Below are 23,345 nucleotides of genomic sequence, written 5' to 3'. Positions count from 1 at the left end.
GCCACTCATCTGAGAGAATGCCATTCTCACTCATGGTGAAGGGTGGAAAGTCCTTGTCCTCCTTGCCCGTTCCGGCTCCTCCCCCTGGTCCGACCGACGACCTGATGGAGATCCAGCAGCTCCTCGCCCGCTACGCGGTGTGCATCACCCGCGGTGACCTGGACGGGGTGCTGGGCGTCTTCACGCCCGACGGCACGTACAGCGCCTTCGGGGACTCCTACGGCCTCGACGAGTTCCCGGCGCTCGTGGCCGCCGCGCCCAAGGGGCTGTTCCTCACGGGTACGCCGGCCGTCGACCTGTCCGGCGACACCGCGACCGGCACCCAGCCGCTCTGCTTCGTCGACCACGCCACGCACGACCTGCGGATCGGCTACTACAACGACACCTACGTCCGCACGGACGAGGGCTGGCGGCTGCGCACGCGGGCGATGACGTTCATCCGCCGCAGCGGAGCGCACGACTCGGGCCGCCCGCACGCCTATCAGCGCCCGGGAACATGAACGCCGCCTCGGCGCCCGGGGACATGAACGTCGCCGGCTTCCGCACGGGCCTGCGCACGTGGCTGGACGAGCACGACCTGTCCCCCGGCCCCGACCACTCCCTGGACGCCCAGGTCGCTCAACTGGCGCGGGTCCGCCGGGCGTTGTACGACGCGGACTGGATGCGGTACGGCTGGCCCGCCGAGGTGAGGGGGCTCGGCGGGCCCGCGGTGCTGAGGGCGGTGCTCGGCGAGGAGGTCGCCACAAGGGAGTTGGCCGAGCCGGGGATCTACTCGATGATCGAGGTCCTCGCCCCGACGATGATCTCTTACGCCCCTCCCGCGCTGGCCGCCGAGATGGTCCCGCGGCTGCTGAGCGGGCGCGAACAGTGGTGCCAGGGCTTCTCCGAACCCGGCTCCGGCAGCGACCTCGCCTCCCTCACCACCCGGGCGGTCCCGCGCGGCGACCACTGGGAGATCAGCGGCCAGAAGGTGTGGACGAGCCTGGCCCAATTCGCCGCCCGCTGCGTCCTGTTGACCCGCACCGCGCCGGGCCACAACGGGATCACCGCGTTCTTCGTCGACATGGACACCCCCGGCATCACCGTCCGGCCGCTGCGCACGATGCACGGTGTGGACGAGTTCGCCGAGGTGTTCTTCGACGATGTGATGGTGCCCGCCGACCGGATGCTCGGCCGCCCCGGCGACGGCTGGCGCCTGGCGATGGACCTGCTCCCGCACGAGCGCTCCACCTGCTTCTGGCACCGGATCGCCCATCTCTACACGCGACTTGACCGCCTGCTGGCCGAGACAAACGTCCCTGACGACGCCGAACTCGGCGCCGCCTACCTGGCGTTGCACACCGTCCGCTGCCGCTCCCACGCCACACAGCGCCGCCTGGCAGCGGGTGAGCGCCTGGGCGCCGAGACGTCGGTCGACAAAGTGCTGCTGGCCACCGCCGAGCAACAGCTCTTCGAGACCGTGCGCGATCTCCTGCCCGGCGTACTGGAGTTGACGGACACACCGTGGTGCTCGGAGTACCTGTACGCGAAGGCGGCGACGATCTACGGCGGTACGGCCGAGATTCAGCGGAACATCATCGCGCGCCGACTGCTCGACCTCGGGAGGGAGTAGCCGTGGACGCCGCCGAAGAACACCTGCTCGCCGAGACACTCCGCAAGACGATGACGGCGACCTCGGGACAGGCGCTGGACGCCGCCCTGGCCGACCTCGGCTGGGCCGAACTCCTCGCGGAGCAACCGAACATCGCCGTCCCGCTCACCTTCCGCCTGTTGGGCGAGACGGGTGCCCACGCGCCCCTGCTCAACGACGTCCTGTTGAGCACGGCGGGCCGACCGACCGGGGGCACGCTGCCGCTGCCGTTCACGGGTGGCGCGTGGGTGGTCTGGGAGCGCGACGACGCTGCCGCCGGAACGGCCCTGGACGCCGAACTTCCCTTGCACACCGTGCCCGTTGGAGCTCCGGTCCCCCTCGCCGCGGGCCGTATCGCGCTCGGCTGGTGGCTGCTCGGGACCGGCCGTGCCATGCTCACGCTGGCCCGCCAACACGCCGTGGACCGCGTGCAGTTCGGCCGTCCGCTCGCCTCCTTCCAGGCCGTACGGCACCGGCTCGCCGAGACTCTCGTGGCGCTGGACGGCGCCGAGGCGACCCTGGTGGCCGCCAACGACGAGTTGGGCGCGCTGCTGGCCAAGGCAGCGGCCGGGAAGGCCGCGCTGACAGCCGCCCGGCACTGCCAGCAGATCCTCGGCGGAATCGGCTTCACCGCCGAGCACGATCTGCACCGGCACGTCCGGCGGGCCATGGTGCTGGACGGACTCCTGGGCAGCGCACGGGAGTTGACGCGCGAGGCGGGGGCACTGCTGCGGGCCGGAGGGTCCGCGCCACGGCTCGTCCACCTGTGATCGACCGAGGAGTGAATCAGTGACCGATCTGTGGAGCGACCTGCTCTCCTGCCTGGACCTCGACGCCCGGCCCCATGACGTGTTCGAGGGCGCCAACCAACACCTCGGCTACCACCGCATCTTCGGCGGTCAGTTGCTCGCCCAGAGTGTCCGAGCCGCCCAACTGGCCTGCCCTGACAAGGCGGTCAAGAGCCTTCATGTGCAGTTCGCACGGGCGGGACGGCCGCAAGAGCCGGTGCGGTACGAGGTGACGCGCCATCATGAGGGCGGCTCCTTCGCCACGTTGACGGTAGTGGCGAAGCAGACTCAGGGCGTCGCGGCCGTAGCCGCGGTGTCCCTGCACTCCCACGAGGACGGTCCCGACCAGCAGATAGCGTTCCCGATGCCCCCGGTGCCGGGAGCCGAGCACGACGTGGATCTCTCCCTGCTTCCCTGGGACACCCGGGCCACCGTCGACGTGGACTCGCCGAAGTCGGAGCCGCCCGAGTACGACCTGTGGATGCGGACACCGACCGTCGCGTCGGAGCTGGCCTCGGCGTTGACGGCGTACGCGAGCGACCTCAGCCTGATCGGTACCGCGCTTCGGCCGCTCGAAGGAGTCACCCAGCACGATTCGGGAACGGCGTTCTCCTCCGCCGTCACCGCGCACACGGTGTGGTTCCACCGCCCTTTCACCACGGACGACTGGCTCCTCCTGCGCCACCGGAGCCCGCTTCTCGCCCACGGCCGCTGCTACGGCCGGGGCGATGTGCTCACCGCGCAGGGGTCCCTGGTCGCGTCGTTCGCGCAGGAGGCGCTGTTGCGCTTCCGTACGATCGCGTGACGGGCCGTATCCGCGAGGACGCTCGGCGCACAACGGCCCACCTGCTCACGGCACTTGACGTCTGACGTCCCGCCCTCCGGGCCCGTTCAGCGCATGACGGTGCCGCCGTCGACGTTGATGACCTGGCCGTTGATCCAGGCTCCGTCGGCGGACATGAGGTGGGCCACCATGCCGGCGATGTCGTCGGCCCGTCCGTGCCGGGTGCTGCGGGTGCGGGCGAGCAGCGCCTCCAGCAGGTCGGGGGCCGCGCCCTCCTGGATGGCCTGCGTCAGGATCAGGCCCGGTGCGACCGCGTTGGCGCGGATGCCCTCTCGACCCCAGCGGGAGGCGACATGGCGGGCGAGGGCGTTGATGCCCGCCTTGGTCGCCGAGTACGCGGGGCGCGCGGCCTCGCCGGTGAAGGCCGCGATGGACGAGGTGTAGACGATCGCCCCGCCGCCCCGGGCCAGGAGCTCGGGAACGGCGTACCGGGTGACGAGCATGTGGCCCCGCAGATTGACGGCGAACGTCCGGTCCCACACCGCGAGGTCCATGTCGACGACGTCGGTGTCCTGGGAGACCGCGCTCATGTCGCCCGCGTTGATGTGCACGGCGTCGAGACCGCCGTACGTCCGCACGGCGGCCCGCACGAGTTCGGCGATCGAGGCCTCGTCGGCCATGTCGAAGCCGACTGCAACCGCCTGGCCACCGGCGTCACCGATGGCCGTGGCGGTCCGCCGGGCCCCGTCGAGGTCGAGGTCGCCGACGACGACCCGGGCGCCCTCGTCCGCGAGCCGTAGGGCGGAGGCGGCGCCCAGCCCGGTGGCCGCGCCGGCGACGAGAACGACCTTCTCCTTCAAACCCTCCACGATGTTCCCTTCACGTCGTCGACACTCTCCACCACCGGAACCGGCTGCTGACGGACTACTGAGCGGGTACTTCGATGACCGTGGCCGAGCCCATGCCGCCGCCCGCGCACATCGCGGCGACGCCGATGCCGCCGCCGCGTCGGCGCAGTTCGTGCACGAGCGTGACGAGCATCCGGGCGCCGGTCGCGGCGACGGGGTGGCCGAGGGAGCAGCCGCTGCCGTTGACGTTGACGCGGTCGGGGTCGAGGCCGAGCAGTTTCACCGCGGCGACGGGCACGGCGGCGAAGGCCTCGTTGATCTCGAAGAGGTCGACGTCGGAGGTCGAAAGTCCGGCGCGGGCAAGGGCTTTGGGGATCACCTTCACCGGGGTGAGGCCCGTCTCGGCGGGGTCTGCGCCGACCGAGGCCCACGAGCGGACGACGGCGAGGGCGGGCAGGCCCAGCCGGTCGCTGGCCACCACCAGGGCGGCGGCACCGTCGTTGGCGCCGCCCGCGTTCCCGGCCGTGATGGAGAAGCCGTCTATCTCCGGGTGGAGCGGCTTGAGCGAGGCCAGCTTCTCCAGGCTCGTGGTGCGGCGGGGGTGTTCGTCTACCGAGAACAGTCCGTGCGGTGTGTCGATGGGCACCAACTCCGCGTCGAAACGGCCCTCGTCGATGGCGCGAATGGCGTTCTGGTGGGAGCGCAGCGCCCATGCGTCCATGTCGGCGCGGGTCAACCCCGCCCGTACGGCGGTGTTCCAGCCGACCGTGATCGACATGTCCAGGTTGGGGGCGTCGGGCCGGTCGGGGTGTGTGGGCGGGCTCCAGGGTTCGACCCACTCCCCGTCGACACGGAAACGCTGTTTCGGGGAGGTGGAAGCCGAGTTGACGCCGCCGGCGATGACGAGTTCGTCCATGCCCGCGCGGATGCTCCCCGCCGCGCTCTGCACGGCGGCGAGACCGGCGGCGCAGTGGCGGTTGTGGGCGAGGCCGGGTACGGAGGTGAGGCCGACGGTCAGTGCCGCGTGCCGGGCCACGACCCCGCCGCCGTACAGACCCTCGCCGAGGATCACGTCGTCGATGGCGTCCGGGTCGAGGCCGTCCGTGGCGGCCGCGGCGGCGACGATGTGGTGGGCCAGGTCGAACGCGGTGGTGTCGCGCAGGGTGCCCTTGACGGCGGTGCCGACGGGGGTGCGCAGGGCGGACACGAGGACTGCTTCAGGCATGGGTGGTCTCCAACTCGGCCAGCAGGGTGCGGCGCAGCAGCTTTCCGGTCTCGGTCTTGGGGAGTTCGGCGCGGAACACGATCGCGTCGGGGGTCTTGGAGGAGCGCAGCCGGTCCTTGACCCACTGGCGGACCTCCGCCGGATCGCCCTCGCCGACCACGACGGCCACGATCCGCTGCCCCCACTCGGGGTCGGGCACGCCGATCACCGCCGCCTCGACGATGCCGGGGTGGGCGACGAGAACGTCCTCTATCTCGGCGGGAGCGATGTTCTCGCCGCCGCGAATGATGGTGTCGTCGGCGCGTCCCTCGATGAACAGATAGCCGTCGGCGTCCAGTCGGCCCCGGTCCCGGGTGGGGAACCAGCCGTCGGCGTCGAGGGCGCTGCGTCCGCCGTACTCGCCGGAGATCTGCTCGCCGCGCACGAACACGAGCCCGGTCTCCCCGGCAGGAGCCAACTTCCCGTCGTCGTCGCGGATCTCGATCTCGACGCCGGGCAACGCCCGCCCCACGGAGCCGAGTCGGTCCCGTACGGCCGGGTCGTCCGCCGCCAGTGCGTCGCGGTGGTCGTCGGGTCCGAGGACCGCGACCGAGGAGGCCGTCTCCGTGAGGCCGTACGCGTTGACGAAGCCCGTTCCCGGAAAGATCTGCAACGCCCTTTCCACCACGGGTCGCGGGGTCCTGGCGCCGCCGTAGGCGAGGCTCCGGAGGGTGGGTGTGCCGGCGTCGTCGGACGGGACCTCCGCGACGATGCGGGCCAGCATGGTGGGAACGACGAGGGCGTGGGTGACCTGTTCGCGGCGCGCGGTCTCCAGCCACTCCCCCGCGTCGAAGGCGGACAGGTAGACCAGGCGGCGGCCGGAGTAGAGGTTCGTGAGCAGGTTCATCAACCCGGCCACGTGGTACGGCGGTACGGCCACGAGTGCCGCGTCGCCCTCCTCCGCGGAGGCGAACTCCTGGGTGTTGAGGACGTAGGCCAGCAGGTGCCGGTGACGCAGGAGTGCCGCCTTGGGCTCGGCGGTGGTGCCGCTCGTGTAGAGGACCACGGCAACGGAGTCCTGGTCCTGGGGCAACTCCTCCGCGCCGGCGTCCTCTTCGGCGCTCAGCAGGTCGTCAAGGTCCGCTGGGTGCAGCACGAGGGCACCGGGGTGGCGGGCCAGGAGGCGGGCCAACTGGTGTTCGCCGAGCCGGTAGTTGAGGGGGATGAACGGGATGCCCGCCAGGGCAGCGCCGAACAGGGCCACCGGGTAGGCGAGGTGACTGGGGCTCAGATACAGCACGGCCGGATGGCCCCGGAAGCGGTGCGCGGCGGCGCGGGCGCGGGCGAGCAGGTCCGAGGCGGTCAGGGAGCGGCCGTTCGCCGTGACCACCGGTCGGTCGCCGCCCGCGGCCACCATCTCGAGAATCATGGTTATATTCATGAGAATGCTATTCTCGTCTCACTAGAGCGCTGTTCGCAAGAGAGGAAATCCTTGATGCAGATCAGTGGGAGCTCCGCGGTGGTCGTCGGCGGTGCGGGCGGCCTGGGCGAGGCCACCGTCCGTCGACTGCACGCGGCGGGAGTGAAGGTCGTCGTCGCCGATCTGGCCGACGAGAAGGGCAAGGCCCTCGAGCAGGAGCTGGGGGTGCGCTATGTGCGTACCGACGCCACCTCCGAGGACGACGTCCAAGCGGCCCTGGCCGAGGCCGAGTCTGCGGGACCGCTCCGGATCTCGGTCGACGCGCACGGTGGCCCGGCGAGCGGTGGCCGGCTCGTCGGCAAGGACGGCTCGCCCCTCGACCTCGCGGGCTTCCGCACGACGATCGACGTGTATCTGACCGGCGTCTTCAATGTGCTGCGCCTGGCCGCCGCCGCGATCGCCCGTCAGGAGCCGCTGGACGGCGGCCGGGGTGTCATCGTCAATACGGCCTCGATCGCCGCGTACGAGGGCCAGATCGGCCAACTCCCTTACGCGGCAGCCAAAGGCGGGGTCGTCAGCATGACCCTGGTCGCCGCCCGCGACCTCTCCCCACTCGGCATCCGGGTCGTCACGATCGCGCCGGGCACCTTCAACACGCCTGCCTACGGCAAGGCGGGCGACCAGTTGGAGGCCTACTGGGGGCCGCAGATCCCGTATCCGAAGCGCATGGGGCTGCCGGTCGAGTACGCGGGTCTCGTGCAGCACATCGTCGAGAACGACTATCTCAACGGCGAGGTCGTGCGTCTCGACGGCGCCCTCCGCTTCCCGCCGAAGTAACCGGCATGAGTCAAGTGACCGGTGTGGGCGGACAGTTGAAGGGCAAGGTCGCGTTCGTCGCGGGCGCCAGCCGGGGCATCGGCCGTACGGTCGCGGTGGCGCTCGCGGAGGCGGGCGCCTCGGTGGCCGTGGCCGCGCGGTCCGAGCAGGAGGGTCGGCTGCCCGGGACCATTTACTCGGTCGCGGACCGGATCACCGCGGCGGGCGGACGCGCCCTGCCGGTGCCCTGTGACGTGAGCGACGAGGCGTCGGTGGAGGCGGCGGTCGCCGCCACGGTCGCGGAGTTCGGCGGAATCGACATTCTCATCGCCAATGCCGGGGTGCTGTGGCTCGGCCCGGTCGAGGCGACGCCGCTCAAGCGCTGGCAGTTGTCGCTGGACGTCAATCTGACCGGGGTGTTCCTGGTGACCCGGGCGGTGATTCCGCACGTACGGGCGCGTGGCGGTGGCTCGTTGGTGGCCGTGACGACCGGCGGGGTGGGCATGACGGACCGGGGCGCGAACGCCTACTGGGTGTCCAAAGCGGCGGTCGAGCGCCTCTACTTGGGGCTCGCCGCCGATCTGCGGAAGGACAACATCGCGGTCAACTGCCTTGCTCCGTCACGGGTGGTGCTCACGGAGGGCTGGCAGGCGGGTGGCGGGGGCCGGGAGATCCCGCCGGAGATGGTGGAGCCGCCGGAGGCGATGGCGCGGGCCGCGGTCCTCCTCGCGGGCCAGGACGCCACCGGTCTCACGGGGACCGTCCAGCGCTCGGAATCCCTTGCCTGAAAGGCAGTTGGCCTGCGGACGCCCCGGGATGCGCATGACTGTTCGGCATCTTCCTGGGCACTCGGGAGACAACGGCGCAGCCACCGGGATCACTGGTGGCTCGCCGTCTATCCGTAGGGGTTAACAGATGCTTGCATTCGTGGCGGCCGCGCTCTTCTTCATCGCCTTCATCATCCGTGTCACCGAGACATCGACGCAGATCGTCTTCAGCTCGACGAGCCTCATGCTGCTCGGGCTCGCCTTCCTCGCCGCGCACTCGGCCGGTGTGGGGTCCGGCTGGTCCCCCCGGCGCAGCGGCCGTCGGCGCTGAGGAAGCGGCGCGCTCCCTCGGCAGCGCGCCTCCTTGGACGGCCGCCGACCGGTCACCGCCCGGCGCGTTCTCGCACCGCCGCACAGACCCCACCGTCGACGAGAACGTCGATTCCGGAAACGAAAGCGGCCTCGTCCGACAACAGGAAGGCCACCGCAGCCGCGACGTCCTCGGCCCGGCCCACCCGCCCGAGTGGCGTCTGCTCCACCAGAGCAGCCATGGCGGGCTGGGCCGAGGCCTCCTGTTGTCCCTGAGGGGTGTCGATGACACCCGGCGAGACGGAACACACCCGGGCGCCGTACGGCCCGAGCCGCACCGCCTCCTGCCGTACGAACCGGTGCACCCCGTGCTTGGCCCACGCGTACGCGAGACCGGTGTTCTCAACGGCGGGCCCGAGGGCCTCGCGCAGCCGGTCGAGAAAGTCGTCCCGGAGCGGCTCGTCGAGGATCGCCGCCACGGCGGGATCCGCCTCCAGGTTGCCGAGGAGCGGAGCCATCGAGGCGAAGCACACCAGCGCGGTCCCCTCAGTGGCAAGTGGGCGGAGCGCCTCGGCCAGGCGAGCGGTGCCGACGAGGTCGACCTCGAAGATGCGCCGCCAGTCGGCCATCGTGGGCGAGATCCCGGCGGCGTGGGAAACGGCCCTCAGCGGGCCCAACTCGGCGACGCGGGCGGTGAGTCGGGACAGTCCGGCCCTGTCGGTGATGTCGAGGACGAAGGGTTCGACCTCGATCTCCCCGTGCGCGGCGGCCAGTTCCTTCGCCGCGGCGGTCACGGCCAGCTCGTCGCGGTCCACCAGCAGCAGCGTGTCCACCAGTCCGGTGAGCCGCCGCGCGCAGGCCAGTCCCATGCCGCGCCCGGCACCCGTCGCGATGCCTACGGCCGTCATGCGTCTCCTCCTCCGTGACCCCAGAACTTCTCCAGCCCCGGCCGCGCCACCCGGTCGACGAGTTCCACGAGCAGTCCGCTCGGGCCGCGCAGGAAGGCGAAGGGCGCGCCGCCGGAGCCGGACCGGGTCGCCTCGGTCACGAAGCCTTGTCCGGTGAGTTCGGCCGCGTCCGCGGCGACGTCGTCGGACCAGTAGCCGACGTGGTGCACACCGCCGCCGGCCACCGGTTCCCACAGCGTTCCCGGGATACGGCGGACGATCTCCAGCCGGGGCACCGTCCGGGAGTAGGCGCAACTGATGTCGAGAACGGCGTTTCCGGTCGGCAGCGTCAGCGGAACCGCCCCGCCGATCTCGGCGCACCACTCGTACCCGAACGCGGCCGAGAACTCGGCCAGCGTCCCCTCGAAGTCCTCGACGACAAACCCGAGATGGAACTGGTCCCCCGCCCTCACGACTCCCCCACCACCCCGGAAACGTCATGCTCACCCAGCCGGGGCGGCGGCCCGTACTCCGGCTCGTACCCCTCGACCCGCACGGAACTGCGCACCAGCCGGAAGTCCCCGGCCCGCACCACGGCCTCCGGTGTCGCCGCCAGCGCCTGCGGCAGCGTGCGTACGGCGGCGGCCGGCACCCCGAGCGGACGCAGCCGCGCCTCCCAGGCCGCGGCGGTATCACCGGCCAGGGCGTCGGTCACGGTGGCCAGCACCTCCTCGCGGCGGTCCGCCCGTTCGGCCATGGTGGGGAATCCCTGGACGCCGGCCTCGGTGGCGAAGGACTTCCAGAAGCCGTCGTGGGTGATGAAGAGCGCCAAGTAGCCCTCGGCGGTGGGAAAGAGCTGGGCCGGCACGTAGTAGGAGTGCGCGCCGAGCGGGAGGCGACGTGGTTCAACGCCCTCGTTGAGGTAGGCGGAGGCACGGTAGTTGAGCTGAGACAGCATCACATCCCGCAATGACACCTCCACTTGGCCACCCCGCCCCGAGACGATCTGCGCGAGCAGCCCCAACGCGGCTGTCAGGCCTGAGGAGTTGTCGGCCGAGGAGTAACCGGGCAGCGTCGGCGGGTCGTTGGGGGCGCCGGTGAGGGCGGCGACCCCCGTGGCCGCCTGGACCACGTAGTCGAAGGCGGGCTTGTCGCCCGCGTCCAGGCCGTATCCGGTGAGTGCGACGCACACGATCCGGTCGTTCCACTTGCGCAGCACGTCGTACGTCAGGCCCAGTCGGTGGATGGCCGACGGTTTGAGGTTGACGAGCAACGCGTGGGCGTCGGCGACGAGTTCACCGAGCCGGGCCTGTCCCTCGTCGGTCGTGAGGTCGAGGCAGATGCTGCGTTTGCCGCGGTTGAGGCTGGCGAAGTAGGCGTCGCTCACCTGGCGGGAGATGTCCCCGCCGGGCGGTTCGATCTTGGTGACCTCGGCGCCGAGGTCGGCGAGCATCATCGTGGCGTAGGGGCCGGCCAGCATGTGGCCGACCTCCAGGATGCGGATGCCGTCGAGCGGTCCGGTGCTCATCGCAGGTCCGCGGCGAGGGCGGCGAGCATGTCGCGGGTGCGGTACTTGGAGGCGACCAGTTCGTCGCGGTTGTCGCCGATGGGCAGCAGCCGTACGGAGAGATCGGTGACCCCGGCGTCCGCGAACCGCTTGAAGCGAGCGGCAATGGCGTTCTCGTCACCCGCCGCGCACAGGTCGCCGACGTCGCGGGCGTCGCCGTATTCGAGAACCCGTTGGTAGTTGGGCGAGATCTCGGCCTCGCCAAGGATCCGGTTGGCGCGTTCGCGGGCCTCGTCGACACGGTCGGGGCTGCACAGGCAGACCGGGATGCCCGCGACGATCCGCGGTGCCGGGCGTCCGGCGCTCTCGGCGGCCTTGGTGATGCGGGGGACGACGTGTTCGGCGACGGCGCGTTCGTCGGCCATCCACAGCACGGTCCCGTCGGCCCGTTCCCCGGCGAGGCGCAGCATGACCGGCCCGAGGGCCGCGATCAGGACCGGCAGCGGGGAGACCGGGGCGAGGGTGAGCGGGTTGTGGACGGTGAAAGTGTCGTTCTCGACATCGACCATGTCCGTTCCGCCGAACGCGGCGTCCAGGACGTCCAGGTAGTCGCGGGTGAAGGCGGCCGGTTTCTCGTACGGCAGTCCCAGCATGTCCCGGATGATCCAGTGGTGGGAGGGGCCGAGGCCCAGCGCGAGCCGTCCGCCCGCCGCGGCCTGGGCCGAAATCGCCTGCCGGGCAAGGGCGATGGGGTGCTGGGCCTGCAACGGGACTACGGCGGTGCCGAGTTCGATGCGCTCGGTGCGCGCGCCCATCAGCGCGATCGCGGTGAGCGCGTCGAAGTCGGTCGGGATCTGCGGCACCCACACGGTGTCGAAGCCCGCCTTCTCGGCCCATGTCACGTCGTCGATCATCCGTGTGACCTTGCGGACCGAGTCCCCGCGCTCGGGCCCGATCATCACTCCGATACGCACGCTGCCTCCAGGTGTTCGGGTCGCCGCCGGGTCATGGCGAGGTGACGGATGTCAGGGCGCGCATCTCGGCCACGAGGGCGTCGAGCGGTGTGCCCGTGGGGAAGACCGCGGCGGCTCCGGCACCGAGCAGCTTCGGTACGTCGGCCGGTGGGATGGTGCCGCCCACCACGACGGCGATGTCCTCGGACCCCGCCGCGCGCAGGGCCTCGATCACGCGGGTGGTGAGAGCGAGGTGTGCGCCGGAGAGAATGCTGAGGCCGACGACCGCCACGTCCTCCTGGACGGCGACGGCGACGATGTCGTCGACGCGCTGCCGGATCCCGGTGAAGATGACCTCGAAGCCCGCGTCGCGCAGGGTCCGCGCGACGATCTTGGCGCCGCGGTCGTGTCCGTCGAGGCCCGGTTTGGCGACCAGTACACGGGCTTTCATCAGAACACCACCGGCTGCTGGAACTCGCCCCAGACCGCCTTGAGCGCGGCCACCATCTCGCCGACCGTGCAGTAGGCGTTGGCGCAGTCGATCAGGATGGGCATGAGGTTCTCGGTACCTTCCGCGGCGCGGGCGAGTTCGGCGAGGCGCTGCCGTACGAGAGCCGCGTCTCGGGTGGCCTTGACGTCGGCGAGCCGTTTCAGCTGCCGGTCGCGGCCTTCCGCGTCGAGTTCGTACGTGGCGAGGTCGGGCGGCGGTTCGTCCGCGACGAAGCGGTTGACGCCGACAACCGGGCGGGTGCCCGCCTCGACCTCGCGGTGCAACTGGTAGGCCTCGTCGGCGATGAGGGTCTGCAGATAGCCGTCCTCGATGGCGCGGACCATGCCGCCGTAGCGCTCCAGGTCGTCCATGATCTCGACGATGCGCGCCTCGGTGGCGTCGGTAAGCGCCTCGACGAAGTACGAGCCGCCGAGCGGGTCCGCGACCCTGGTGACGCCTGTCTCATGAGCGAGAATCTGCTGGGTGCGCAGGGCGAGCGTCGCCGACTCCTCGCTGGGCAGCGCGAACGGCTCGTCCCAGGCTGCCGTGAACATCGACTGGACGCCGCCGAGGACCGAGGCGAGTGCCTCGTAGGCCACGCGGACGGTGTTGTTCTGCGCCTGGGGCGCGTACAGCGAGGCGCCTCCGGCCACACACCCGAAGCGGAACATGGCCGCCTTGTCGCTGTCCGCACCGTACCGCTCGCGCACGATGGTCGCCCAACGCCTGCGTCCGGCACGGTACTTGGCGACCTCCTCGAAGAAGTCGCCGTGCGTGTAGAAGAAGAAGGAGACCTGCGGGGCGAACTGATCGATCGTCATACGGCCCCGGGCCAGCACCGTGTCACAGTAGGTGACCCCGTCCGCGAGCGTGAAAGCCATCTCCTGTACGGCGTTGGCGCCCGCGTCGCGGAAGTGCGAGCCGGCGACCGAGATCGCGTTGAAGCGCGGTACCTCGGCCGCGCAGAACTCGATGGTGTCCGCGATGAGTCGGAGCGAGGGCTCGGCCGGCCAGATCCAAGTGCCCCTGGACGCGTACTCCTTGAGGATGTCGTTCTGGATCGTCCCGGTGAGTTTCACTCGGGGCACGCCCGCCCGTTCGGCGGCGGCGACGTAGAAGGCGAGCAGGATCGCGGCCGTGCCGTTGATGGTGAAGCTGGTGCTGATCTTGTCCAACGGGATGCCCTGGAAGAGGACTTCGGCGTCGGCGAGGGTGTCGACGGCGACGCCCACCCGGCCGACCTCCTCGGCCACTTCGGGGTCGTCGGAGTCGTAGCCGCACTGGGTGGGCAGGTCGAGCGCCACGGAGAGTCCGGTGCCTCCCTGTTGGAGGAGGTAGTGGTAGCGGAGGTTGGAGGATTCGGCGGTGCCGAAGCCGGAATACTGACGCAGCGTCCACAGCCGTCCCCGGTAGCCGGTGGCGTAATTGCCGCGCGTGAAGGGGAAGTTGCCCGGCGCGGGCGGTGCGGCGTGGACGTCGTCGGGGCCGTAGACCGGTTTGAGGGGCAGGCCGGACGCGGTCCGGACGAGGTCGTCGCCCTGGGGCGGTGTGGGAGGCGTCATCGCAGGAGGTCCTTCATCACTTTTCCGGTGGCGTTCAGTGGCAGTTCCGTGCGGAACTCCACGGTCCGGGGCACCTTGAACCCAGCCATGCGGACCCGGCTCCACTCGATCAACTCGTCGGCGGTCAGCGGCTGTCGGAGGACGACGAAGGCCTTGCCGACCTGTCCCATCCGTTCGTCGGGGACGCCGATCACGGCGGCCTGGGCGACCGCCGGATGTTCCATCAGGAAGCCCTCGATCTCGGCCGGATAGGCGTTGAAGCCGCCGACGATGAACATGTCCTTCTTGCGGCCGACGATCCTCAGGTAGCCGCGGTCGTCGAGCGTGCCGAGGTCTCCGGTGTGCAGCCAGCCGTCCTGGTCGATGGCTTCGGCGGTGGCGTCGGGGTCGTTGAAGTAGCCGTGCATCACGCTGTAGCCGCGGACCAACACCTCGCCGTCGTCGGCGACTTGGACCTCGACGCCGTCGCAGGGGGTGCCGACGGTGGTGGCGATGTCCTCGAAGGAGTCGCCGGGCCGGGTGGCGGTGGCGGTGCCCGCCTCGGTCAGGCCGTAGCCGGTCATGATCGAGGTGAAGGGCAGTTCGGTCATGACGCGGCGGATCAGTTCGACGGGGATGTCGGCGGACCCGGTGACCGCAACTCGCAGTGAGGACAGGTCTCTTGTGCCTCGGGCGGTGAGCAGGGAGTGGTAGAGCGTGGGCGGGCCTGGCAGGACCGTCACCTTCTCGCGCTCGACCAGGTCGAGGACGGTGTCCACGTCGAAGACGGGCACGGGGAGGATGGTCATGCCGCGGATGAGCGAGGCGACCAGGCCCGCCTTGAAGCCGAAGATGTGGAAGAACGGGTTGACGATCAGATAGCGGTCGCCCTCCCTGACCCCGGCCAGGTCGCACCACTCCGCGTACAGGCGGAGCGTCTGGGCGTGGGTCATCAGGACGCCCTTGGGCCGGCCGGTGGTGCCCGAGGTGAAGACGATGTCGCTGACCTGGTCGCCGGTCACCTTCCGCTCGAAGGGTGAACCGCTCGCCAGGAACCCGGACTTGAGGTCGATCACCGGCACGCCGGGCGGCGCTTTGAAGTCCAGGCCGAGGAAACCCTCCTGGACGAGAACGGCCTTCGCACCACTGCGGACGATGATGTCGTGCGCCTCGTCCGCCTTGAAGCGGGTGTTGACGGGCACCACCACACCGCCCGCGGTCATGAGACCGAAGGCGGCGACGATCCACTCGGCGGAGTTCGGCGCCCAGATCGCGACCCGGTCGCCCTGCTCCACCCCGGCCGACGCGAACGCACCCGCAGCCACACGCACCCGCTCGACCAGCTCGGTGAACGTGAGGCGGAGCGGGCCGTCCACCACGGCTTCGGCATCACCGAAGCGGTCGGCCGCGCTCAGCACCATCTGCGGGATGCTCTCCCAGGTCATACGCCGATCAACCGGGCGAGGTTGCCGCCCATGATCTTGGCCTGGTCGGCCTCCTTCATGCCCTGGAGCGCGTCGATGTAGGAGACCGGGTCGGCCAGCCCCTCGGGGTGCGGGTAGTCGGACCCGAACAGGACACGCTCGACTCCGACGACCTCGGAGAGCGCGGCCATGTCCTCCTCCCAGAACGGGCTGATGTGGATCCGCTTCCTGACCTCCTCGACCGGGTCGCCCAGGAAGCCCTTCGGCTGCTTCTTGTAGGTGCTGCCCAGTTGGTCGAGGAGCGGCAACAGCCAGGAAGAGCCGTTCTCGATGACCGAGACCTTCAGTTCCGGGAAGCGGAACAGGGCTCCATGACAGACCCAGGAGGCGACCGCGTCGGTGACCGGGCGCCACTCGGACATCATCCGGAAGACCTGCGCCTGGAACGGCGTCATCTCCTGGCTCTTGCCCTCCCAGTCGCTGGAGTAGCGCGAGTAGCCGCTGTCGGAGGAGTGCATGGCCACCAGCACGCCCGCCTCCTCGACCCGCTTCCAGAAGGGGTCGAACTCCGGCAGCGCGAAGGACCGCGATCCTCCGTAGCCCGGGACCGGGGCGGGCCGGATGAGAATCGCCCTCGCTCCGCGCTCCAGGCACCACTCCAGTTCGGCGATCGCCTTGTCCAGGATCGGCAGGCTGATCACCGGGGTGGTGAAAATGCGGTTCTTGTAGTTGAACTGCCAGGTCTCGTGCAGCCATTGGTTGAGGGCGTGGACGACGACGTGGATCAGCTCCGGGTCGTCCCGCATCCGTTCCTCGACCAGGCTGGCGAGCGTCGGGAACATGAGGGTCTGCTGGATGCCCAGGTCGTCCATGAGCGCCAGGCGGGGCCCGGGTTCGCGGAACGCGGGGATCGACCGCATCGGCTCGCCGAACAGCTCCCGGTGGGACTTGCCCTCCGGGTTCCCCTCACGGAAGTAGTCCTCCCACGCGCCGGGCCTGGCTACGACCTCGAAGGTGGGGTTGGGGATGTAGTCGCTGATCTGACCGCGGATGGCGATCTTCGTACGGCCCTTCACCTGCACGTACTGGATGGCGCTCGCGTACTGCTTGGGCAGGTACCGGGTGAGCGCATCCTCCGTCTCGTACAGGTGGTTGTCCGCGTCGAACAGTGGATACGGCGGCACGCGCGATGGCATGAGATCCTCCTTCGCAGATTGCGAGAATCCTATTCTCACTCTTGATGAGCGGCAATATCCTTGCGGAGAACGAACTTCCGGACCTTGCCGCTGGCGGTCCGTGGGAAGTCCTCGACGATGTGCAGTTCCTCCGGCCACTTCTGACGGGCCAGACCCGCCCCGGCGAAGTGGGCGCGCAGGTCGTCGAGGGTGGGTTCGGGGTGGCCGGGCCGCAGTCGCAGGACGGCTGCCGCGCGCTCGCCGAGGCGGGCGTCCGGGGCGGCCACGACCGCGGCCTCGGCGACGGCCGGCAGGGCGAGGAGAACCTCCTCCACCTCCAGCGCGCCGATGTTCTCGCCGCCGCGGATGATGATGTCCGCCTTGCGGTCGGTGATGGTCAGGTAGCCGTCCTCGTCGAACTCACCGATGTCGCCGGTGCGGTACCAGCCGTCCGCGTCGAAGGCCCGCTCGGTCAGGGCCTCGTCGGTGTAGCCGAGGCACAGGTCCGGGCCGCGGCTGAGGATCTCGCCGTCCTCGGCGAGCCGGATCTCCACCCCGTCGAGCGCGTCCCCGTCGGTGTAGAGCCGCTTGTCCTCGGGCGCGGTGTGGGCGGAGGCCGTGATCGAGGGGTGCTCGGTGCTGCCGTAGGCGCGGAAGACCGTGATGCCGAGGTCGGCGAGGCGTCTGGTCACCGCGTTCGGTACAGCCGCGCCGCCGAGGCCCGCGTACTTCATGCTCGTGAGGTGGCCGGGCGTGAAGTCGGGGTGGTCGAGGAGGCTCGTCATGTAGTAGGCGGCGCCGCCTCCGACGGTGAGTCCGTCGCGGGCCATCAACTCCAGAGCCAGGCCCGGGTCCCAGGTGTCGGCGAGGTTCACCGGGCTGCCGTCGAGGACCGGGATCAGGAAAGCGTTGACCATGCCGATGAAGTGGCCGACGGGCGCGGAGGTGAGCTGGTCGCCGCGGTCGGGCGGGTAACGGCCGGCCAGTTGGCGGGTCTCGAAGCCCAGGGTGCGGTGGCTGTGCACAACTCCCTTGGGGTCTCGGGTCGTTCCGGAGGTGAAGGCGATCAGCGCGGGTCCGGACGGGTCCGTCGGCAGGACGCCGGGCAGCGGTTCGGCGGCGAGCAGGTCGTCGAAGTCCCGTCCTACGACGCCGACCACGGGGATCTTCACGCTCAGCTCCGGGTCGTAGCGCAGATGCCCGAACCGTTCGGCGGTGACGAAGACCTTGGGCTGGACGGTGTCCAGGATGTAGCCGACTTCCTTGCGGCCGTAGAAGTGGACGATCGGCACCACGACCGCGCCGAGGAAGGCCGACGCCCAGAAGACCGCTGCCGCCTCCATCCAGTTGGGCAGCTGGAGGGCCACGACGTCACCGGGGCCGATGCCCCGCTCGCGCAGTCCCGCGGCCAGTCGGCGCGCGGTCGACTCGACCTCGCCGAAGGTCCCTTCCCAGGGCCGGACCGCAGAGTGGACCCGGAACACGGTCTCCGGGGCGGACGCCAGTCCCCGCGTCAGCAGGTCACCGATCGTCTCACTGGTCCACCAGCCCTCCGCCTCATAGCGGTTGACGAGTTCAGCGGGGATCGTTCGCACGACAGGAACTTCCTCTCGTCATTGAGAATTGCACTCTCTCAGAGCGAGAAGGTAAATTCCATACATGGGACGAGACCACGGGTTCCACCCGGTGCGGATCACACGGATCATCCAGGAGACGCCCGACACACGGACGTACGTACTCGACGCGCCCTTCCCGTACCGGGCGGGCCAGTTCGTGACGATCAAGGCCTGTGGCACGCTGCGCAGTTACTCCATGTCCAGTTCGCCGGAGACGGACACCGAGCTGATGACGACGGTGAAGCGGGTTCCGGGCGGTCTGGTGTCCAACTGGATGCACGACCATCTCGCCCCCGGCGACGTCGTCGAAACCACGCTGCCCGCAGGGGTGTTCTGTCTGCGGGAGGACCAAGAGGCGGGCGGAGCAACGGAGTTCGCCGCTCCGGTGGTGGCGTTCTGCGGGGGCAGCGGGATCACGCCGATCCTGTCGCTCGCCAAGTCCGCGCTGGCCGGCACCGGGCGCCCGGTGCGGGTGCTGGCCGCCGACCGGGACGCCGGTTCCGTCATCTTCGCCAACGCGCTGGGCGAGTTGGCCGAGCGGTACCCGGACCGGTTCGAGGTCCGGCACCATCTCGACGACCGGCAGGGGTTCGTCACGGCGGACCAGGTACGGGAGTTCGCGGGCGACACTCCGGACGCGGACTTCTACCTCTGCGGGCCCGCGCCCTTCATGGAGCTGGTGGAGAACGCGCTTCTCGCCCACGGAGTCGCCCCCGAGCGGATCTTCGTCGAGCGGTTCGCGCAGACCGCCGCCGACCGTCCGCTCCAGGAGAGCGCAGAGCGGGAACCCGAGGAACCCGCCGCACAGGACGGCACCCTCACGCTCGTGCTCTCCGGCAAGCGGCACACGCTCGCGCAGCGCTCCGGCGAGACGTTTCTGGAGAGCGCGCGTCGGGCGGGTCTGGCCCCGCCGTTCTCCTGCGAGGCGGGCAACTGCGCCACCTGTATCGCCCAAGTCACCGAGGGCGAGGCCAAGATGCGCGTCAACAACGCGCTCGACGACGACGAGATCGCCGACGGCTGGGTCCTGACCTGCCAGGGCGAGCCGACCACACCGCACGTCACTGTCGAATACGAGGACTGAGGCCATGGACGTAGATCTCGAACTCGACGAGGGCCTGGCGGTCGTCACCATCGACCGGCCGCACGCCCGCAACGCCATCGCCCCGACCACGATGGACGAACTCGACAAGGCGCTCGACGCGGCCGCGGGCGCCAAGGCCCTGGTCATCACGGGGGCCGGCGACCGGGCGTTCGTCTCCGGCGGGGACCTGAAACAGCTGAGTGCGATCCGGACCGAGGAGGACGCGATGGCCATGGCCCTGCGGATGAGGGGGATCTGCGACCGCATCGCGGCCTTCCCCGGACCGGTGATCGCCGCGTTGAACGGGCACGCGTTCGGCGGCGGCGCCGAGGTCGCGGTGGCCGCCGACATCCGGGTCGCCGCCGACGACATCCGGATCGGCTTCAACCAGGTGGCCCTGGCCATCATGCCCGCGTGGGGCGGCGCCGAGCGGCTGGCCCAACTCGTGGGCAAGGGAAGGGCGTTGATGCTAGCCGGTGCCGGGACGGTCCTCGACGCGGCCGAGGCCCAGCGCGTCGGACTGCTCGAACTGGCGCTGCCGCGCGCCGAGTTCACCGAGGGCTGGCGCACCCTGGCCAGATCCCTCGCGACCAATCCGGCGCGGGAGATCAAGCGCGTGATGAGCGGAGCCGTCCCGGAGGAGGAGGCGGCCCGCGCCTTCGCCCGCCTCTGGGTGTCCGACGAGCACTGGCAGGCAGCGGAGAGGGTGATGTCCCGTGGGTGACACACGAGTTGGGACGAACGGAGCGGGCGCCGACCTGACGGACGTACGGGCGGACACGGACCGTGCGGCGGCCGGCGACGGGCGGGTGCGGGTCGAGTCGAGCCCGGTGGGGCCGATCGTACGGCCGCCGGACGCGAGCGAACTGGTCATCCTTTACCTGCACGGGGACCGGCAGTTGTCGGCTTCGCCGGAGTCGGCGGTGGACCTGGCCGAGCGACTCGCCCTGCGGACGGGGGCAGTTGTGGTGTGCCCGCGCTATCGGGCGTCGTTCCCGGGGGCGTTGGACGACGTGCACGCCGTATACAGCTCGTGCCAGGCGCGTGGTCCGGTGGCGCTGGCCGGTGAGCGGTTGGGGGCCGGGCTCGCGGCCTCGCTGCTGGTGCGGCTGCGGGACATGGGGGCGCCGGAGCCGGACTGCGCGGTGCTGATGTCGGCGCTGCTCGATCTGACGCTGGACGCGCCGAGTCTGCTGTTCAACGCGGCCGCCGATCCGGGCTTCGACATCGACGAACTCCGGTTGCACGCGGCCCGGTTCGCGGGCGGCGCCGACCGGACCAACCCGCTGCTGAGCCCGCTGCACGCCAACCTGCACGGGCTGCCGCCGATCCAGCTCCTGGTCGCCGGGACCGATCCACTGCTGGACGACTCCCTGTCGTTCGCGGCCCGCGCGGCGCACTCCGGTGTCACGGTGGATCTCCGGGTACGGCCGGACGCGGTGAGTCTGCATCCGGAGAGCGTGACGGCGATGGCCGATTTCATACAGGCGTGGGCCCGAGCAGCACGCCCATGACATCGCGGATGATCTCGGGGTAGTCGGTCTGCTCCTCGTCGAGCATCCACTGCTGCTGGACCCCTTCGAGCATCGCCACCACGGCGGTGGCGGCGGCTCGGGGGGTCAGGCCGCTGGGGACCCGGTCGCCGTAGAGCGCGGTGAGGTGCTCGACGGTCTGGTCCTGGATCGACCGGTAGTAGTCGTGGCAGAACCGCTGTGCCTCGTCGCTGCCGGTGACGCCCTCGGCCACGAGAACGCTGTGTATCTGTGCGAGACCGGGATTCTTGTGGTCGTAGGTGATGACCTCGGCGAGCAGTCCGGGCAGATCCTTGCCGGTGTCGGTGTGCAGGGCGGCCAGATGTTCGCGGGCTAGGTCCTCGCGGAGCTGGACGAGGGCGAGGAGAAGCCGCTTCTTGCTCGGGAAGTAGTGCAGTACGCCCTGCCGGGTCAGGCCTGCGCGCTCGGCCACGGCATCGATGGATGCCTTCTTGTAGCCCCGCTCGGCGAACACCCCCAGCGCGGCGACAAGTATCTCCTCGTGTCGGGCCGTCGTCATTGAGCACCCCTTCCACCCCGGCAACACCCATGTGACATTACGGTTGCCGTGGCGATCGGGCGACCCTTCCGGCCATAGCGGAACCATTGACCGTACGGCGGCGCCGGGCCGGGGCAGTGCGATCCGGCAGATGTCGGGAGGGCCGGCGTACGCGGACCAGGGCCCCGGCCGGTGGCCGGGGCCCTGTCGTGGCCCACAGGACAGGTGTCTCTCACGCACCCCGGGACGGCGGCTCGAAGCCTGCGAGGATCACGACGTTCGTGTCGGCCGCGGCCTGCCGCAGGGGCTTCGCCCGCCCGTACGCCTCCGACTCGTACCAGGCCCTCGCGGCTTCGACGCTCTCAAATTCGAGAACGACGGTCCGGTCGCCGTGCCACTCGCCTTCGAGGAGCTGCGGCCCGTCGTCGACCGCCAGGACGGAGGCGCCGCCCTCGGCCATCGACGCACCGGCCGCCCGGCTGTAGGCGTCCATCCCGGCCGGGTCCTTGATGGACTCGGTCAGGATGACGTACCCCTTGGGCATCCCGTTCTCCTCAGCTCACTGTGATCGCGCGCTCGGGGCAGCTGCCGATGGCAGTGCGGACCTGGTCCTCGAACTCGGCGGGGACCTCGGGGGTCAGCACCTCGGCGTACCCGTCGTCGGTCAGGTCGAACACCTCGGGGCAGATCGACCAGCAGATGCCGTGCCCCCGGCAACGGTCGGTGTCGACGACGGCTTTCATCGGGCGGGCTCCTCGGACTTCTCGGACTCCTCGACGAGCGTGAACTCCAGGTTGAGATGGGTGAGTCCGCGCAGGATGTACGTCGGCAGGTAACGGAAGTTCCGCGCGTCGGCAGGGCCGTGCACGCTCTCCGAGATCCTGATGTCCGTCGTACGGTCGAGCATGCGCTCGATGCCCACCCGGGCCTCGGCGCGGGCGAGCGGGGCGCCGGGGCAGGTGTGGGGGCCGCGGCCGAACGCGAGGTGGTGGCGGGCGTTGGCGCGGGCCGGGTCGAAGGTCTCCGGGTCCTCGAAGTGGCGCGGGTCGCGGTTCGCGGCGCCGTTGAGGACCATGAGGGTGGTGCCGGCGGGGATGTCGACGCCGCCGACCGTGGACGGGACGCGGGAGAGCCGGAAGTCGCCCTTGATGGGGCTCTCGGTGCGCAGCGTCTCCTCGATGAAGTTCGGGATGCGGTCGCGCTCGGTGCGCAACAGCCGCTGCAGATCGGGGTCTTCGGCGATCAGCTTGAGCGCGTTGCTCAGCAGCCGGACGGTGGTCTCCTGGCCGGCCGCGAAGAGGTTGGTGGCCACGCGGGCCACGTCGGCGACGTCGGGGGTCGAGCCGTCGGCGAACTTCGCGGTGGCGAGACCCGTGATCACGTCCTCGCGGGGTTCGCGGCGGCGCTCCTCGACATAGGCCGAGAACTGCCCGTACAGGTACTCCAGCGGCGAGTGCGCCACCTCGCCGTCCGTGCTCCCGATGCCGCCCCGCGGCTGGTGCTCGAGGCCCTCGACGAACGTGTTGCGGTCCTCGTCGGGCACACCGAGCAGATCGGCGATGACCCTCAGGGTGAACGGACCGGCGAACCCGCTGATGAAGTCGCCCTCGCCGGCGGCGAGATACGCGTCCAGCTGGGCGTCGGCGAGGTGCCACATCGACGCCTCGTTCTCCTTGAGGCGGCGCGGGGTGATCAGCCGCATGAGCAGTCCGCGGTGGTCCGTGTGCATGGGCGGGTCCAGCGTCGGCAACTGGTCGCTCATCGGGAGCTGGTCGCGGTACTGCTCGATCAGCGCGCTCACGTCGTCCCCCACGAGCGGGACCGGGAACCCGGGGAAGGGGCCGGTCACCGAGAGACAGGACGAGTAGGTGTCGGAGTCGTTGAGGACCTGGATCGCCTCGTCGTACCCGGTCACCATCGTCACGTCGTGGTGGCTCTCGCGTTGCACCGGGCACTTCCCGCGCAGGGCCGCCAAGTAGGGATAGGGGTCCGCGACGACTTCGTCGTCCTGGAAGAAGTCGATCGCCTCGAAGTCCTTCACGGTGTGCACGGTTCCCTTCCGTCACCAGTC

At 70.3% G+C, this 23,345-nt stretch carries 26 protein-coding genes; 10 read left to right on the top strand and 16 right to left on the bottom strand.

Going from position 1 to position 23,345, the window contains the following annotated elements:
• Positions 1–104: 104 nt before the first annotated feature.
• Genes OO69_RS24870 through OO69_RS24855 form a run of 4 tightly spaced genes read left to right on the top strand, consistent with a single transcriptional unit; the run spans position 105 to position 3,223 of the window.
• Positions 105–500, top strand: a complete 396-nt coding sequence (locus tag OO69_RS24870) for a nuclear transport factor 2 family protein (protein ID WP_033282975.1) — start codon at positions 105–107, stop codon at positions 498–500.
• On the top strand, positions 497–1,612 hold the full coding sequence (locus OO69_RS24865; protein WP_234444520.1) for an acyl-CoA dehydrogenase family protein: 1,116 nt from the start codon (positions 497–499) through the stop codon (positions 1,610–1,612). Before OO69_RS24870 ends, OO69_RS24865 begins: the two co-directional genes overlap by 4 nt.
• Positions 1,613–1,614: 2 nt before the next feature.
• Positions 1,615–2,400, top strand: coding sequence for an acyl-CoA dehydrogenase family protein (locus OO69_RS24860; protein WP_033282974.1), 786 nt, complete (start codon positions 1,615–1,617; stop codon positions 2,398–2,400).
• A gap of 19 nt (positions 2,401–2,419) precedes the next feature.
• Positions 2,420–3,223, top strand: coding sequence for an acyl-CoA thioesterase (locus tag OO69_RS24855; protein WP_033282973.1), 804 nt, complete (start codon positions 2,420–2,422; stop codon positions 3,221–3,223).
• Between the two features lie 86 nt (positions 3,224–3,309).
• Here the strand turns inward: OO69_RS24855 and OO69_RS24850 are convergent, their stop codons facing one another.
• The 3 genes from OO69_RS24850 to OO69_RS24840 are packed head-to-tail and all read right to left on the bottom strand — an operon-like array spanning position 3,310 to position 6,683.
• The gene (locus tag OO69_RS24850; protein WP_033282972.1) at positions 3,310–4,071 is read right to left on the bottom strand and encodes an SDR family NAD(P)-dependent oxidoreductase; all 762 of its coding nucleotides are present in this window, start codon (positions 4,069–4,071) and stop codon (positions 3,310–3,312) included.
• A 55-nt stretch (positions 4,072–4,126) separates the two neighbouring features.
• A complete protein-coding gene (locus OO69_RS24845; RefSeq protein ID WP_033282971.1) occupies positions 4,127–5,275 on the bottom strand; it encodes a thiolase family protein in 1,149 nt (382 codons plus the stop codon).
• Entirely contained in the window at positions 5,268–6,683 is a 1,416-nt protein-coding gene (locus tag OO69_RS24840; protein WP_199811015.1) for a class I adenylate-forming enzyme family protein, read from the bottom strand. Before OO69_RS24840 ends, OO69_RS24845 begins: the two co-directional genes overlap by 8 nt.
• 66 nt (positions 6,684–6,749) lie before the next feature.
• Here OO69_RS24840 and OO69_RS24835 point away from each other — a divergent pair, with 66 nt between their 5' ends.
• The 3 genes from OO69_RS24835 to OO69_RS24825 all read left to right on the top strand — a co-directional run bounded on the left by OO69_RS24835 (position 6,750) and on the right by OO69_RS24825 (position 8,588).
• Positions 6,750–7,511, top strand: a complete 762-nt coding sequence (locus OO69_RS24835; protein ID WP_033282969.1) for an SDR family NAD(P)-dependent oxidoreductase — start codon at positions 6,750–6,752, stop codon at positions 7,509–7,511.
• Positions 7,512–7,516: 5 nt separating this feature from the next.
• On the top strand, positions 7,517–8,278 hold the full coding sequence (locus OO69_RS24830) for an SDR family NAD(P)-dependent oxidoreductase (protein WP_033282968.1): 762 nt from the start codon (positions 7,517–7,519) through the stop codon (positions 8,276–8,278).
• A 127-nt stretch (positions 8,279–8,405) separates the two neighbouring features.
• Positions 8,406–8,588, top strand: coding sequence for a hypothetical protein (locus tag OO69_RS24825; protein WP_033282967.1), 183 nt, complete (start codon positions 8,406–8,408; stop codon positions 8,586–8,588).
• Positions 8,589–8,640: 52 nt separating this feature from the next.
• Here the strand turns inward: OO69_RS24825 and OO69_RS24820 are convergent, their stop codons facing one another.
• The 9 genes from OO69_RS24820 to OO69_RS24780 are packed head-to-tail and all read right to left on the bottom strand — an operon-like array spanning position 8,641 to position 18,138.
• The gene (locus tag OO69_RS24820) at positions 8,641–9,474 is read right to left on the bottom strand and encodes an SDR family oxidoreductase (RefSeq protein WP_033282966.1); all 834 of its coding nucleotides are present in this window, start codon (positions 9,472–9,474) and stop codon (positions 8,641–8,643) included.
• Positions 9,471–9,926, bottom strand: coding sequence for a VOC family protein (locus OO69_RS24815; protein WP_033282965.1), 456 nt, complete (start codon positions 9,924–9,926; stop codon positions 9,471–9,473). The genes OO69_RS24820 and OO69_RS24815 overlap by 4 nt, the downstream gene beginning before the upstream one ends.
• A complete protein-coding gene (locus OO69_RS24810; RefSeq protein ID WP_033282964.1) occupies positions 9,923–10,981 on the bottom strand; it encodes a CaiB/BaiF CoA transferase family protein in 1,059 nt (352 codons plus the stop codon). The genes OO69_RS24815 and OO69_RS24810 overlap by 4 nt, the downstream gene beginning before the upstream one ends.
• Positions 10,978–11,934 carry an LLM class F420-dependent oxidoreductase gene (locus OO69_RS24805; protein WP_033282963.1) on the bottom strand — a complete coding sequence of 319 codons (957 nt, stop codon included), beginning with the start codon at positions 11,932–11,934 and terminating at the stop codon, positions 10,978–10,980. The genes OO69_RS24810 and OO69_RS24805 overlap by 4 nt, the downstream gene beginning before the upstream one ends.
• A gap of 31 nt (positions 11,935–11,965) precedes the next feature.
• Complete coding sequence (locus tag OO69_RS24800; RefSeq protein ID WP_033282962.1) at positions 11,966–12,364, bottom strand: cobalamin B12-binding domain-containing protein; 399 nt, start codon at positions 12,362–12,364, stop codon at positions 11,966–11,968.
• On the bottom strand, positions 12,364–13,965 hold the full coding sequence (locus OO69_RS24795; RefSeq protein ID WP_033282961.1) for a methylmalonyl-CoA mutase family protein: 1,602 nt from the start codon (positions 13,963–13,965) through the stop codon (positions 12,364–12,366). The genes OO69_RS24800 and OO69_RS24795 overlap by 1 nt, the downstream gene beginning before the upstream one ends.
• Complete coding sequence (locus tag OO69_RS24790) at positions 13,962–15,389, bottom strand: FadD3 family acyl-CoA ligase (RefSeq protein WP_033282960.1); 1,428 nt, start codon at positions 15,387–15,389, stop codon at positions 13,962–13,964. Before OO69_RS24790 ends, OO69_RS24795 begins: the two co-directional genes overlap by 4 nt.
• Positions 15,386–16,564, bottom strand: a complete 1,179-nt coding sequence (locus OO69_RS24785; RefSeq protein ID WP_033282959.1) for an amidohydrolase family protein — start codon at positions 16,562–16,564, stop codon at positions 15,386–15,388. Before OO69_RS24785 ends, OO69_RS24790 begins: the two co-directional genes overlap by 4 nt.
• Before the next feature lie 35 nt (positions 16,565–16,599).
• The gene (locus OO69_RS24780; RefSeq protein ID WP_033282958.1) at positions 16,600–18,138 is read right to left on the bottom strand and encodes an AMP-binding protein; all 1,539 of its coding nucleotides are present in this window, start codon (positions 18,136–18,138) and stop codon (positions 16,600–16,602) included.
• Between the two features lie 64 nt (positions 18,139–18,202).
• Here OO69_RS24780 and OO69_RS24775 point away from each other — a divergent pair, with 64 nt between their 5' ends.
• From OO69_RS24775 to OO69_RS24765, 3 genes are read left to right on the top strand one after another with little or no spacing between them, the layout of a single operon-like run.
• The gene (locus OO69_RS24775) at positions 18,203–19,243 is read left to right on the top strand and encodes a ferredoxin--NADP reductase (RefSeq protein ID WP_033282957.1); all 1,041 of its coding nucleotides are present in this window, start codon (positions 18,203–18,205) and stop codon (positions 19,241–19,243) included.
• Positions 19,244–19,247: 4 nt separating this feature from the next.
• The gene (locus OO69_RS24770) at positions 19,248–19,967 is read left to right on the top strand and encodes an enoyl-CoA hydratase/isomerase family protein (RefSeq protein ID WP_033282956.1); all 720 of its coding nucleotides are present in this window, start codon (positions 19,248–19,250) and stop codon (positions 19,965–19,967) included.
• The gene (locus OO69_RS24765; protein WP_234444519.1) at positions 19,960–20,757 is read left to right on the top strand and encodes an alpha/beta hydrolase fold domain-containing protein; all 798 of its coding nucleotides are present in this window, start codon (positions 19,960–19,962) and stop codon (positions 20,755–20,757) included. The genes OO69_RS24770 and OO69_RS24765 overlap by 8 nt, the downstream gene beginning before the upstream one ends.
• On the opposite strand, the gene OO69_RS24760 is transcribed toward OO69_RS24765, so the two are convergent.
• The 4 genes from OO69_RS24760 to OO69_RS24745 all read right to left on the bottom strand — a co-directional run bounded on the left by OO69_RS24760 (position 20,723) and on the right by OO69_RS24745 (position 23,324).
• A complete protein-coding gene (locus tag OO69_RS24760; protein ID WP_033282955.1) occupies positions 20,723–21,295 on the bottom strand; it encodes a TetR/AcrR family transcriptional regulator in 573 nt (190 codons plus the stop codon). The two genes, OO69_RS24765 and OO69_RS24760, sit on opposite strands and share 35 nt — an antisense overlap.
• 211 nt (positions 21,296–21,506) lie before the next feature.
• Complete coding sequence (locus OO69_RS24755) at positions 21,507–21,818, bottom strand: DUF1330 domain-containing protein (protein WP_033282954.1); 312 nt, start codon at positions 21,816–21,818, stop codon at positions 21,507–21,509.
• Positions 21,819–21,828: 10 nt separating this feature from the next.
• Positions 21,829–22,017, bottom strand: coding sequence for a ferredoxin (locus OO69_RS24750; protein WP_033282953.1), 189 nt, complete (start codon positions 22,015–22,017; stop codon positions 21,829–21,831).
• Entirely contained in the window at positions 22,014–23,324 is a 1,311-nt protein-coding gene (locus tag OO69_RS24745; RefSeq protein WP_078652556.1) for a cytochrome P450, read from the bottom strand. The genes OO69_RS24750 and OO69_RS24745 overlap by 4 nt, the downstream gene beginning before the upstream one ends.
• Between the last annotated feature and the right edge of the window lie 21 nt (positions 23,325–23,345).

Source organism: Streptomyces sp. NRRL F-525 (assembly GCF_000716605.1).
Lineage (GTDB): Bacteria > Actinomycetota > Actinomycetes > Streptomycetales > Streptomycetaceae > Streptomyces.
The sequence above is the reverse complement of the archived record's forward strand: the minus strand, read 5'-3'. Positions and strand labels throughout refer to the sequence as shown.